11 protein-coding genes are annotated in these 11911 nt (G+C 74.9%); 9 read left to right on the top strand and 2 right to left on the bottom strand.

The genetic code is table 11. The features are described 5' to 3' along the window. Positions 1 to 44: 44 nt before the first annotated feature. Positions 45 to 1046 carry a DUF3048 domain-containing protein gene (locus tag ACFRAC_RS20015; RefSeq protein ID WP_382925358.1) on the top strand — a complete coding sequence of 334 codons (1002 nt, stop codon included), beginning with the start codon at positions 45 to 47 and terminating at the stop codon, positions 1044 to 1046. 34 nt (positions 1047 to 1080) lie between these two features. Here the strand turns inward: ACFRAC_RS20015 and ACFRAC_RS20010 are convergent, their stop codons facing one another. Next, the gene (locus ACFRAC_RS20010; protein WP_382925357.1) at positions 1081 to 1545 is read right to left on the bottom strand and encodes a MarR family winged helix-turn-helix transcriptional regulator; all 465 of its coding nucleotides are present in this window, start codon (positions 1543 to 1545) and stop codon (positions 1081 to 1083) included. Positions 1546 to 1760: 215 nt separating this feature from the next. Here ACFRAC_RS20010 and ACFRAC_RS20005 point away from each other — a divergent pair, with 215 nt between their 5' ends. From ACFRAC_RS20005 to ACFRAC_RS19975, 7 genes are read left to right on the top strand one after another with little or no spacing between them, the layout of a single operon-like run. Further along, positions 1761 to 2543, top strand: coding sequence for a CoA transferase subunit A (locus ACFRAC_RS20005; protein WP_382925355.1), 783 nt, complete (start codon positions 1761 to 1763; stop codon positions 2541 to 2543). Further along, positions 2543 to 3202, top strand: coding sequence for a CoA transferase subunit B (locus tag ACFRAC_RS20000; RefSeq protein WP_382925354.1), 660 nt, complete (start codon positions 2543 to 2545; stop codon positions 3200 to 3202). Before ACFRAC_RS20005 ends, ACFRAC_RS20000 begins: the two co-directional genes overlap by 1 nt. Beyond that, positions 3199 to 3972 (top strand): protocatechuate 3,4-dioxygenase subunit beta, encoded by a 774-nt coding sequence (gene pcaH / locus ACFRAC_RS19995; protein WP_382925352.1) that lies wholly within the window; start codon positions 3199 to 3201, stop codon positions 3970 to 3972. The genes ACFRAC_RS20000 and pcaH overlap by 4 nt, the downstream gene beginning before the upstream one ends. 36 nt (positions 3973 to 4008) lie before the next feature. Continuing rightward, the gene (pcaG, locus tag ACFRAC_RS19990) at positions 4009 to 4581 is read left to right on the top strand and encodes a protocatechuate 3,4-dioxygenase subunit alpha (protein ID WP_382925424.1); all 573 of its coding nucleotides are present in this window, start codon (positions 4009 to 4011) and stop codon (positions 4579 to 4581) included. Next, positions 4578 to 5876, top strand: coding sequence for a 3-carboxy-cis,cis-muconate cycloisomerase (pcaB, locus tag ACFRAC_RS19985; protein ID WP_382925350.1), 1299 nt, complete (start codon positions 4578 to 4580; stop codon positions 5874 to 5876). The genes pcaG and pcaB overlap by 4 nt, the downstream gene beginning before the upstream one ends. Continuing rightward, entirely contained in the window at positions 5873 to 7006 is a 1134-nt protein-coding gene (gene pcaD / locus ACFRAC_RS19980; RefSeq protein WP_382925348.1) for a 3-oxoadipate enol-lactonase, read from the top strand. Before pcaB ends, pcaD begins: the two co-directional genes overlap by 4 nt. Positions 7007 to 7054: 48 nt before the next feature. Then, positions 7055 to 7846, top strand: coding sequence for an SDR family NAD(P)-dependent oxidoreductase (locus ACFRAC_RS19975; RefSeq protein WP_382925346.1), 792 nt, complete (start codon positions 7055 to 7057; stop codon positions 7844 to 7846). Positions 7847 to 7852: 6 nt separating this feature from the next. Here ACFRAC_RS19975 and ACFRAC_RS19970 read toward each other — a convergent pair whose 3' ends face one another. Continuing rightward, a complete protein-coding gene (locus tag ACFRAC_RS19970; RefSeq protein ID WP_382925344.1) occupies positions 7853 to 10522 on the bottom strand; it encodes an ATP-binding protein in 2670 nt (889 codons plus the stop codon). 355 nt (positions 10523 to 10877) lie between these two features. On the opposite strand from ACFRAC_RS19970, the gene ACFRAC_RS19965 reads away from it, so the two are divergent. Continuing rightward, positions 10878 to 11828 carry a DUF2510 domain-containing protein gene (locus ACFRAC_RS19965; protein WP_382925342.1) on the top strand — a complete coding sequence of 317 codons (951 nt, stop codon included), beginning with the start codon at positions 10878 to 10880 and terminating at the stop codon, positions 11826 to 11828. Positions 11829 to 11911: the final 83 nt, after the last annotated feature.

The following is an 11911-nucleotide window of genomic DNA, read 5'->3' as shown; positions in this document are numbered from 1 at the left end:
ACCGATCGAGCACGGGCCCTATGAGCCGACAAGCGTAAAAATGGATGCATGGACAGGGCGTGCGGGCACGGGTGACGACCGTGGGCAGACGGCGAGGGGCACGCGGCAGGCGCGCCACGAGCGTGGCGGCGCTGCTGGCCGCCGCCCTGACGGCCTCCCTCGCGGCGGGCTGCGCGTCCGGGCAGGACGACGGCCGGGCCCGTCCGGAGTCAGCGGCCGGGAGCGCCCGGGCGTCGTCGGTCCTCGCGGTGAAGATCGACAACGTCCCCGCCGCCCGGCCCCAGACCGGGCTGGACGCCGCGGACGTCGTGTACGTCGAGCAGGTCGAGGGTGGCCTGAGCCGCCTGATGGCGGTGTACGCGACGCGGCTGCCGAAGACCGTCGGACCGGTGCGCAGCGCGCGAGAGAGCGATCTGGAGCTGCTGGCGCAGTTCGACCGGCCGACGTTCGCGTTCTCCGGGGCGCAGAGCAAGCTCCTGCCGGTGATCGACAAGGCGGCGGTGCGCGCCCGGCCGCCCGGCACGGCGTCCGACGCGTACGTCCGCAACCCGGACCGGCCCGCCCCGCACAACCTGTACCTGCGGCCCGAGCGGCTGCTGTCCTCGGCGCCGGGTGCGGACGCCCTGACGACCGGTTTCCGTTTCGGTGCCGCCCCCGAGGGCGGCCGGGCGACGGCCTCGCAGACGGTGCGGTATCCCGCCGCCCGGTACACCTTCACCTGGTCCCCCGGCCGGGAGCGCTGGCTGATCGCCATGGACGGCAAGGCCGCCGTGACGACGGACGGGGGCCGGATGGCGGCGGCGACGGTCGTCGTGCAGGAGGTGAAGGTGCGCGAGTCCGTGTATCACGACTTCCTCGGCAACAAGACGCCGTTCACCGAGACGGTGGGCTCGGGGAAGGCGCGGGTGCTGCGGGACGGGCGCGCCTACGACGTGCGGTGGAAGCGCCCGAAGGCCACGGACGGCACGACGTTCACCACGGAGGACGGCAAGCCCGTGCCCTTCCGGCGGGGCCAGGTCTGGGTCCTCTTCACGAAGGCGCCCTGACGGCGCGCGGCCACCCGAGCGGCGTCCGGGCGCCTCAGGGCTGCCGCGCGAGCGGTTCCCCCGGGTTGCGCAGCCCCTCCGCCGCGTCCGCGACCCGCCGGATCAGGTCGAGGAACAGCGTCTGCTCCTCGCCGGAGAGCGGAGCGAGGAAGACCTGGTTCATCCGCGCGGTGCGCACGGTCAGCCGCTTGTGCGTGCGCAGCCCGTCGTCGGTGAGGCGCAGCAGGGAGCGGCGCCCGTCCTGCGGGTCGCGCACCTTGTCGAGCAGCCCGCGGCGCCCGAGCCGGGTGACCACCTCGGCGATGGTGGACCGGTCGAGCCCGACGCGCTCCCCCACCGTCCGCTGGTCGAGGCCGGGCTCGGCGACGAGGGTGTTGAGGACGGCGAACTGAGGCGAGGTGATCTCCTCGGAGACCATCGTGTTCCACAGCAGGTGGTGCGCCTGCTGGAGCCGCCGGGCCAGATGCCCGGGGTGGGTGCCGAGGTCCACGGCGGCCATGCGCGCTCCCTGTGTGGGCGTTTTTCGTCGGTGCACTGAACGATACCGGATTCCGGCACAGCCGCCCCCGGCGCGAACAGCTCGGAAACCGGCGCCCTCACCGGGTATTGACTTGTTCTCCCAGCCGGTGGCAGCGTGAGACGCACCTCGCGCGGATGCTCAGTGCGCTGACCATTTCGCGGCGTCCCGCGCTCGGAAGAGATGAGGAATCTCGGATGGACAAGGTGGTCGCCACGGCCCTGGAGGCGGTGGCCGACGTGGGCGACGGGGCGTCGCTCGCCGTGGGGGGCTTCGGCCTGAGCGGTGTGCCCAACGTGCTGATCCAGGCGGTGTACGAGCGCGGGGTGTCCCGGCTCGCGGTCGTCTCCAACAACTGCGGCGCGATGGAGTCCGGGCTGGCCGTCCTGCTGTCGGCGGGGCGAATCGCCCGCGTCACCGGCTCCTACATCGGCGCGAACAAGGAGTTCGCCCGGCAGTACCTCTCCGGGGAGCTGGAGGTGGAGATGATCCCGCAGGGCACCCTGGCCGAGCGGCTGCGCGCCGGGGGCGCCGGCATCCCCGCGTTCTACACCCCGGCGGGCGTCGGGACCCAGGTCGCCGACGGCGGGCTGCCCTGGCGCTACGACGGTTCCGGCGGGGTCGCGCTCGCCTCGCCGCCGAAGGAGGTGCGCGAGTTCGACGGCACCGCATACGTGCTGGAGCGCGGCATCCGCACCGACTTCGCACTCGTGCGGGCCGCCCGCGGCGACCGGCACGGCAACCTGGTGTTCTCCAAGTCCGCCCGGAACTTCAACCCGCTGGCCGCGATGGCCGGGCGGGTCACGATCGCCGAGGTCGAGGAGCTCGTCGAGCCCGGCGGCATCGACCCCGACGCGGTGCATCTGCCGGGGATCTTCGTGCAGCGGGTCGTGGCGCTCACCCCGGAGCAGGCGGCGGACAAGCGCGTCGAGCGGCGCACGGTCTCCTCGCCCGCGGCGCACGGAACGGTGAGCGGCTGATGGCGTGGACCCGGGAGGAGATGGCCGCGCGGGCCGCCCGCGAGCTGCGGGACGGGCAGTACGTCAACCTCGGCATCGGGCTCCCCACGCTGATCCCGAACCATCTGCCGCCGGACGTCGAGGTGGTCCTGGAGTCCGAGAACGGCATCCTCGGCACGGGCCCCTACCCGGCGGAGGACCAGGTCGACCCCGATCTGATCAACGCCGGGAAGGAGACCGTGACCGTCCTGCCGGGCGCCTCCTTCTTCGACTCGGCGCTGTCGTTCTCGATGATCCGGGGCGGGCACATCGACGTGGCCGTGCTCGGCGCCATGCAGGTGTCGGAGCGCGGCGACCTGGCGAACTGGGCCGTCCCGGGCACGATGATCACCGGGATCGGCGGGGCCATGGACCTGGTGCACGGGGCCCGCACGGTCATCGTGGTGATGACCCACACCGCCAAGGACGGCTCCCCGAAGATCCTGCGGGAGTGCACCCTGCCGCTCACCGGCACGGCGTGCGTGGACCGGATCGTCACCGACCTCGGCGTCCTGGACGTGACGCCGGACGGGCTGCGGCTCGTCGAGACCGCGCCCGGCGTGAACGCCGGGGAGATCGCCGCCCGCACCGGTGCCGGGCTGATCACGGACGCCCACGACCACCGAGGAACCACCCCATGACCCTCACCCAGCACGCCATCGACCAGGAGATCGCCGCCGAGCGCGCCGCGTACCGCCAGCGGATCGCCGACGGCGCGCCGGTCGAGCACCATCCGCGCCGGGACTACGCGCCGTACCGGTCGTCCCTCCTGCGCCATCCGAAGCAGCCGCCGGTCGCCATCGACGCGACCAGGGATCCGGAGCTGGTCGAGCTGCACTCCCCCGCCTTCGGCGAACGGGACGTCACCGGGATCGACAACGACCTCACCCGGCAGCACACCGGTGAGCCCCTCGGCGAGCGGATCACCGTCTCCGGGCGGCTCCTGGACCGCGACGGGCGCCCGGTGCGCGGCCAGCTCATCGAGATCTGGCAGGCCAACGCGGCCGGCCGGTACGCCCATCAGCGCGAGCAGCACGACGCCCCGCTGGACCCGAACTTCACCGGTGTGGGCCGCACCCTCACGGACGCCGACGGCCGGTACCACTTCACGACGATCCAGCCGGGCCCCTACCCGTGGCGCAACCACCTCAACGCCTGGCGGCCCGCCCACATCCACTTCTCGATGTTCGGCACGGCCTTCACCCAGCGTCTGGTCACCCAGATGTACTTCCCGGCCGATCCGCTGTTCCCCTACGACCCGATCATCCAGTCCGTGACCGACGACGCCGCCCGGCAGCGGCTCGTCGCCACGTACGACCACGACCTGTCCGTGCCGGAGTTCTCGATGGGCTACCGCTGGGACATCGTGCTGGACGGACCGCAGGCCACCCGGCTGGAAGAAGGGCGCTGAGCCGTGACGACGACCGGCACGAACGGACCGGGCGGCATGGCGCCCACCCCTTCCCACACGGTGGGCCCCTTCTACGGCTACGCGCTGCCGTTCCGCGGCGGCGAGGAGATCGCGCCGCTGGGGCACCCGGACACCATCACCGTGCACGGGTACGTCCTGGACGGCGCGGGCGCTCCGCTGCCCGACGCGTTCCTCGAGGTGTGGGGCGCCGACCCCGACGGGAACGTCCCCGCCGTCGACGGCTCGATGCGTCGCGATCCGGCGAGCGGCGGGCATCTGGGCCGCAACGGCGTGGAGTTCACCGGCTGGGGCCGGGCGCAGACCGACACGGACGGGCACTGGTACACGCGCACCCTGCGTCCCGGCGCCCGCGGGCCGAGCGCTCCGTACCTGAGCGTGTGCGTGTTCGCGCGCGGGCTGCTGGTGCACCTGTTCACCCGGATCTATCTGCCGCAGGACACGGCCGCGCACGCCTCGGACCCGCTGCTCGCGGGGCTGGACGCGGAGCGACGCGCCACGCTGGTCGCGCGCGACGAGGGCCGTGCCACGTACCGTTTCGACATCCGCCTTCAGGGCGAAGGCGAGACGGTCTTCCTGGAGTACCAGTGACTTCTGCCGAATCCGGCGACAGCGGACTGCTCGCCCCCGGCTGGACGGGCTCGGGCGCGGCCCGCGCGACCGGCGACGTGGCGTTCCTGCAGGCCCTGCTGGACGCGGAGGCCGCCCTCACCCGCGCCCAGGCGGCCCTGGGTCTCGCCCCGGAGGAGGCGGCTCGTGCGGTGACCGGCGCGGCGGACGCGCGCCGCTTCGACACGCGGGCGCTGGCCGAACAGGCGCGCGCGGGCGGCAACCCCGTCATCCCTCTGGTCGGCGCGCTGACCCGGGCCGTCGGCGAGGAGCACGGCCCCTACGTGCACCGGGGCGCCACCAGCCAGGACATCATGGACACCGCGCTGATGCTGGTGGCCGTGCGCGCCCTCGGCCCGGTCCTCGCCGACCTGGAGCGCACCGAGCGGGCGTTCGCCCGGCTGGCCGCCGCGCACCGCGACACCGCGCTGCCGGGGCGCACCCTCACCCAGCACGCCGTCCCGACGACGTTCGGGCTGAAGGCGGCCGGCTGGCGGGCGCTGGTCCTGGACGCGCGGGACCGGACGACGGCCGTACGGGACACGCTGCCCGCCCAACTCGGCGGCGCCGCGGGAACGCTGGCGGCGTTCGGGGCGTTCGGGGCGAGCGACCCGACCGCGCTCCCGGCGGCGTACGCCCGTGAACTCGGTCTGCGCGCACCCGAGTTGCCGTGGCACACCCTGCGCACACCCGTCGCCGACCTCGCGGGGTGCCTCGCCTTCACGGCGGGGGCGCTCGGAAAGGCCGCCGTGGACGTGCTGACCCTGTCGCGCACCGAGATCGCCGAGGTCGCCGAGGGCAGCGGCGGCGGGTCCTCCGCCATGCCGCACAAGTCCAACCCCGTCCGATCCACCCTGATCGCCGCCGCCGCCCGGCGGGCCCCGCAGCTCGCGGCCACCCTCTACGGGTCCCTGGTCGCCGAGGACGAACGGCCGGCCGGCGCCTGGCACGCGGAGTGGGAGCCGCTGCGGGACCTGCTGCGCCTGGTGGGCGGGGCGGCCCGCGACGCCGCCGAGCTGGCGGAGGGGCTGCGGGTGCGGCCGGACGTGATGCGCGCGCACCTGGACCTCACCGGCGGGGCGGTCGTCTCGGAGCGGCTGGCCGCCGAACTCGCCGCGGAGCTGGGCCGCGCCCGCGCCAAGGACCTGCTGACCCGGCTGGCCGCCGAGGGACGGCCGCTCGCCGAGGCACCCGAGCTGGCCGGCGCCGACCTCGACCCGACGCACTACACCGGCTCCGCGGGAGCCCTCACCGACCGTGCACTGGAGCGACGTTGACCCTTCTCCACCATCGCACCGAAGGCCCCGCCTCCGCGCCCCCGCTGCTGCTCGGCCCCTCGCTCGGCACGTCGTACGCGCTGTGGGACGCGGTGGCGCCCGAGCTGTCCGCCACCCACCGGGTGATCCGCTGGGACCTGCCCGGCCACGGCCGCTCACCGGCCGGTCTGATCGGCGCCGGGGCGACGGTCGGTGACCTGGCGGGCCTGGTGCTCGCCCTCGCCGACTCCCTCGGCGTCGAGCGGTTCGCGTACGCGGGTGTCTCGCTCGGCGGTGCCGTCGGGCTGCACCTCGCGGTCCACCACCCCCGGCGGGTCGACTCGCTGGCGGTGATCTGCTCCTCGGCGCACTTCGGCGGCGCCACGCCGTGGGAGGAGCGGGCCGCGCGGGTACGGCGCGAAGGGCTGGCCGGGCTCGCCGACAGCGCGGACGCCCGCTGGTTCACCCCCGGCTTCACCGTGCCGCGGCTGGTCCGCGACCACCGGGAGGCGGACCCCGGCGCCTACGCCGCGTGCTGCGACGCCCTGGCCGCGTTCGACCTGCGGGACCGGGTGGACCGCGTCACCGCGCCCACCCTGCTGGTCGCGGGGCGGGAGGACCCGGCGACGCCGCCCGCCCATCTGCGGGAGATCGCGGACGCCGTGCCGGGGGCCACGCTCGTCGAGATCCCGGGCGCCTCGCACCTGGCCCCGGCGGAGCGCCCGGAGGCCGTGCTCACCGCGCTGCGCGCCCATCTGGGCGGCGACGGCCCGCGGGGCATGGCGGTGCGTCGCGAGGTGCTGGGCGACGCCCACGTGGACCGGGCGCAGGCCCGCCAGAACGCGTTCACCGCGCGCTTCCAGGACTTCATCACGCGCTACGCCTGGGGGGAGGTCTGGACCGACCCGACGCTCAGCAGGCGCGAACGCAGCCTGATCACCCTGACGGCGCTGGTCGCGCACGGGCATCACGAGGAGCTGGCGATGCACGTCAGGGCGGCCCGGCGCAACGGGCTGACGCCGGACGAGATCGGGGCCGTACTGCTCCAGACGGCCGTGTACTGCGGGGTGCCGGCGGCGAACGCCGCGTTCGCCGTCGCCCAGCGGGTGCTCACCGAGAAGTCCGACGCGGACTCCGGCACCGCCGGATGACCCGGGCGGCGGCGCGCACGAGCCGTCGTGCGTGCCTACGGTGAGGGCATGTCCACGCTGCTGCTCACCGGCGCCACCTCGGGGCTCGGCCGCCACCTCGCCTTCGAACTGGTCCGCGCCGGGCACCGGGTGCTCGCCCACGGGCGGGACGCCGGCCGCACGGAACGGCTGGTCGAGGAGTTGCGGGCCGTCGGGGAGGCCGACGGATACGTGGCCGACCTGGCGTCGCTCGGCCAGGTGCGGGAGCTGGCGGCGCACGTCGCGGGCGACCACCCCGAGCTGGACGTCCTGGTCAACAACGCGGCGGTCGGCGGCGGACCGGACCGCACCCGCCGGGAGCTGAGCGCCGACGGGCACGAACTGCGGCTCGCGGTGAACTACCTGGCGCCGGTGGTGCTGACCCGGGCGCTGCTGCCGGTGCTGCGCGCGAACGCGCCGGCCCGGATCGTGAACGTCGGCTCCGCGGGCCAGGAGCCGCTGGACCCGGGTGACCCCGAGATGACCCGCGGCTACGAGGGCGTGGCGGCGTACTGCCGCAGCAAGTTCGCTCTGGCGGTCCATACGTTCGTCCTCGCCGGGGAGCTGGCCGAAACGGGCGTCTCGGTGAACGTGGTGCACCCGGCGACGCACATGGACACGGCGATGGTCCGCGACAGCGGCCTCACCCCCCGGCGCACGGTCGCCGACGGCGCCCCCGGCGTCCTGGCGCTCGCCACCCGGGACCTGGGCTCGGGCGGCTACTTCGACGGCACGTCGCCCGCCCGGGCCCACCCGGCCGCCTACGACCCCGCCACCCGTGCGCGGCTGACCGCCGTCACGGAGCAGCTGCTGAGGCTGTGACCGGGCTCAGAGCAGGCCGGTGGCCAGCGCCGTCTCGGCCTGGTGCACCAGACCGTCCGCGCCGCACGAGCGGGCCAGCGTCAGTCCGCGCCGCAGCTCCACGGCGGAGCGGGCGGCCAGTCCGTACTCGACGCGGGCGACGGCGTGCTCGTACTGGCAGGGCGACGCCTCCAGATAGGTGACGGCCCGCTCGGCGAGGCGGACGGCCCGCTGCCCGGTCTCCAGTGCGGCCGCGCAGCGCAGAGCCTCGCCGATCGCGGTGTCGGTGCCCAGGCGTTCGGCGCGCCGGCGGACCTCGGCGGCCAGCCGTGCGGCCCGCGCGGGGTCCTCGTTGGCGAGGGCGCGGGCGAGGTCCACGGCCCAGGGGACGAGGACGGGGTTGTGGTGGCCGCGGACGGCGGCCGCCTTCTCGGCGGCCTCCAGTTCGTTGACGCCCTCCTTGGTCCGGCCGACGGCGAGCAGCAGCCGGCCGCGGACCGCGCGCGGGTCCGGCAGGACGATGGTGGACGGATAGGGCGGGGCGAAGCCGTACCGCTCGGCGATGTCCCACGCCTCCTCGACATGGCCGCGGGCGAGCAGCGTGTCGACGAGGTTGCAGGTCGCGGACCAGTGCAGGGGCAGCCGCCGGCCGACGCGCTCGGCGAGCGCCAGCGACTGGCGCAGCGACGCCTCGGCCTCCGGGAGCCGGCCGCGCCTGCGGTGCCCGAGGCCGACGTAGGCATGGGCCAGGGCGAGATGGCCGCCGCTCCAGCCGACCGACTCGTAGGCCCGCAGGGCCTCGTTGTACAGGGTCTCGGCGCGGTCGAGGCGGTCCGTGAAGGCGTAGGCGCTGGCCAGCATCATCGGCAGCTCCAGGCCCCACTCGGGGTCGGTCCAGCCGAGGCCGGGGGCGAGGCGGCCGTTGACGAGGGCGCGGTCGCACACCTCGACGACCTCCTCGGCGTTCTCGCCGCGGGCCATGGCGTCGAAGCCGCGCAGGATGAACAGGGCACGCTCGGAGTTGTCCCGGCCGGTGCACGTGGCGGCCAGCTCGGCGAGGCGGGCGGAGCGCCCGGGTGAGGCGGCCTCGCCGTGGATGCCCTCCCACATGAACTGCACGGCCTGGAGCCGCAGCCGGGTGGGTCCGCTCTGCCGGGCGGCCTCCGCCTCGACGGTGCGCACGGCCTCCTCCAGCTGGTCGTTGTGGAGCAGGGCCTGGGACAGGCGGTAGACGGCGTCGACGCGGTCGTCGCCGTCCAGGCCGGGCAGTGCGAGGGCCCGCTGGAGGTGGTCGATGGTGACGGCGGGCGCGGTCAGCAGGGTGGCGCAGCCGAGTTCGTGCAGCACATGGGCGTGGATCTCGGGGCGGGGCGGCTCCACCAGGGCGCGCTCCAGACAGCGGCGGGCCGCGTCGGGGGCGCCGACGGCCAGGTGCTCGCGGGCGGCTTCGCGCAGCTGCTCGACGAGTTCCTCGTCGCTGTCGGGGTGGACCTCCAGGAGGTGGCGGGCGGCGACCGCGGCGCCCCGGCCGTTGTCGGTGACGACGCGGGCGGCGATGCCGTGCATGGCGGTGCGCAGGGCGTCCGGGATGGAGTTGTAGACGGCGGTGGCGATCAGCGGGTGGACGAACTGGAACTCGCCGTCGTCGGGGTGCACCCCGGCCGGGTCGAGTTCGGTGAGGATGCGGGAGCTGCGCAGGAGTTCGGCGCAGCGCACGGCGTCGGCGACGCTCATCGTGGCCAGCTCGGCCACCAGGTCGACGGTGATGCCGGTGCCGAGGATGGCGGCGGCCCAGGCGAACCGGGTGGCCTCGATACCGAGTGTCTCCAGGCGGGCGACGAGGCCGCCGCCGCGCGCGGCGCGGTTCAGGGCGCGCAGCTCGCCGGCCGTCGCCTCGGTCGGCTCGAACTCGTTCTCCTGGACCTTGGCGAGGAGTTCGACGGTCTCGTACGGGTTGCCGCCGGTGACGGCCCAGACCTCGCGGCAGAACGCGGCGTCGGCGTGGGTGCCGAGGGTGGCGCGGGTGAGTCCGGCGGTGGCCTCGGGGGTGAGGGCGCTGAGGGTGGCGACGGAGGTGCCGGCGGCGGCGATGGCGTCGAGGTGGCGGGCGCTGTCGCCGCTGACCTCGCCGGGGCGGCGGGCCACGACGACCAGGACGTTCTGCTCGTCGAGGCGTTCGCTGAAGGCGGCGAGCCAGCGCAGGGTCTCCTGGTCGGCCCAGTGGGCGTCGTCGATCAGCAGCACCAGCGGCCACTCGCGCCGGGCGAGCCGGCGGACGGCGGCGACCAGTCCGTCGCAGACGCCCTGCGGGTCGGCCTGCCGCTCACCGGGGTCCGTGATGCCCAGAGCGGGGCCGGCGATGTCGTACCAGTCGCCGAGGTACTCGCGGGCCTCCTCCGGCATCAGCGACAGCAGCGCCGGCTGGAGCAACTGCCGTACGACGTTGAACGGGACGGAGCTGAGGGTCTCGCCGCCGCGGGCGGACCAGACGGTGCAGCCGCAGGCCTCCGCGATACGGCGGGTTTCGGCCAACAGGGTGGTCTTGCCCAGTCCCGCCTCGGCCCGGAGCACCAGCAGGCTGCCGGCGGAGGACTCGTCCGCGCACAGCCGGTCCAGGGCCCGCCCGATGGCGGCGACTTCCTCGTCGCGCTCCCAGAGGGAGGCCGAGGCGGCCCGCGTGGGCCGTACCTCCGTCATCCCGCTACCTCCCCAAGTCGCCCGGACGACGTACAGATCCCGAGCGTAGCCCTCCGGCGGACGGAATGGAGAGCGGTCGGGGCACCTGTTGCCGCGATGGGTGACGGGCGGTGCGGGCAGGCGACGGGAAGGGGCCGCGACATGGCCCTTGTCGACTGAATGACAGTCAAATTCCAGCCAGGAGAGGGCAGTCGGTGGTTCCGCCGGGGATCGCGTGCCCGAGCCGGCCCGGTGGCTGCCCAGTCCGTCTTCCGGCCGGGCGGGCACCCCCTCGCGCACCCGTTCCCCGGCCGGGGGCCGCCCCCGGGACCGGCCCTCTCATCCCGCTTTCACCCGCACCTCATACGGTGGGCGTATGACGCAGGTGACTCCTCCCGGCTGGTACCCCGACCCAGGCCGGCACAGTGACGGCCCGCCCACCGAGCGCTGGTGGGACGGCAGCGCGTGGACGGACCAGGTCCGCCCCACGGGGACCGACGCCCAGGCGGGCCCGCCGGCCGGCGGGGCGTATCCGGCGTATCCAGCGCACCCGGGCTATCCCGGCCAGGTGCAGCCCGGCGGCCGGCGCGGGCTGCGGACCGGGATAGCCGTCGGAGTGGCGGCGGTGGTCCTCGCCTGCATCGGCGTCGGCGTGTACGCGCTGACGGCCGAGGACGGCCCGGGCGGCACGGCCGCGGGCTCCCGGCAGGCCCCGGACCGTCCGGACCTGCCCGGAGGTCCCGGCGGGGGCTCGGGCGGCCCATCGCAGGACCCGGAGGAGTCCGGGCCGCCGAAGGTGGAGAGCGGTTCGGTCACCGACCCGCTGAACGGGATCAGCCTCCCCGTGCCGGACGGCTGGTACGGGCAGCAGATCCGCACCGGCGCGCAGGTGGCCTCGAAAAACACCTACCCGTGCCCCGCGCAGAAGTCCGAGACCTGCATGAAGGGCGGCGCCTACTCGGCTCCCGCGCTCGTGCTCCGCACCGCGGGCGACACCCCCGAGGAGGTCGCCAAGGCGGACATCGCGGCGAACGCGGAGGAGTCCTACGGCAAGGGCTACGGAAAGATCACCTCGCACAAGGTGCTGGCCTCCGAGGCGGTGACCGTGGCCGGGCGCAAGGGCTACCTGGTCCGCTGGCAGGCGGTCACCAGTGAGGGCTCGGACGGCTACGTCGAGTCGCTCGCCTTCCCGTCGCCGGCCTCCGACGGCAAGGAGATCGCGGTCGTCCGTCTCGGGGTCGACGTCGGCGAGGGCCTCGGTGTCCTGGACGAGATCACCCAGGGCATCGAGGTCTCCTCGGGCGGCGGCCCCGGCCAGGACGTGTGAGCGCGGCCCGGACGTGACACGGCCGGGTGGGGCGGCCCCTCCGCTCAAGGGGCACCCCACCCGGCCGGGTGGTGCGCGCCGCC

The sequence above is a fragment of the Streptomyces sp. NPDC056628 genome, assembly GCF_042792555.1.
In the GTDB taxonomy this organism is placed as follows: domain Bacteria; phylum Actinomycetota; class Actinomycetes; order Streptomycetales; family Streptomycetaceae; genus Streptomyces.
Note: the sequence above shows the minus strand (reverse complement) of the source record. Positions and strands in the feature narration are given on the sequence as shown.

What these genes read in the sequence shown, in the direction of transcription:
- ACFRAC_RS20000 (WP_382925354.1), top strand. Translation starts at nt 2,543, where the DNA reads ATGGCGTGGACCCGGGAGGAGATGGCCGCGCGGGCCGCCCGCGAGCTG.
- ACFRAC_RS20015 (WP_382925358.1), top strand. Translation starts at nt 45, where the DNA reads ATGCATGGACAGGGCGTGCGGGCACGGGTGACGACCGTGGGCAGACGG.
- ACFRAC_RS19975 (WP_382925346.1), top strand. Translation starts at nt 7,055, where the DNA reads ATGTCCACGCTGCTGCTCACCGGCGCCACCTCGGGGCTCGGCCGCCAC.
- ACFRAC_RS20005 (WP_382925355.1), top strand. Translation starts at nt 1,761, where the DNA reads ATGGACAAGGTGGTCGCCACGGCCCTGGAGGCGGTGGCCGACGTGGGC.
- pcaG (WP_382925424.1), top strand. Translation starts at nt 4,009, where the DNA reads ATGGCGCCCACCCCTTCCCACACGGTGGGCCCCTTCTACGGCTACGCG.
- ACFRAC_RS19970 (WP_382925344.1), bottom strand. Translation starts at nt 10,522, where the DNA reads ATGACGGAGGTACGGCCCACGCGGGCCGCCTCGGCCTCCCTCTGGGAG.
- pcaH (WP_382925352.1), top strand. Translation starts at nt 3,199, where the DNA reads ATGACCCTCACCCAGCACGCCATCGACCAGGAGATCGCCGCCGAGCGC.
- ACFRAC_RS19965 (WP_382925342.1), top strand. Translation starts at nt 10,878, where the DNA reads ATGACGCAGGTGACTCCTCCCGGCTGGTACCCCGACCCAGGCCGGCAC.
- ACFRAC_RS20010 (WP_382925357.1), bottom strand. Translation starts at nt 1,545, where the DNA reads ATGGCCGCCGTGGACCTCGGCACCCACCCCGGGCATCTGGCCCGGCGG.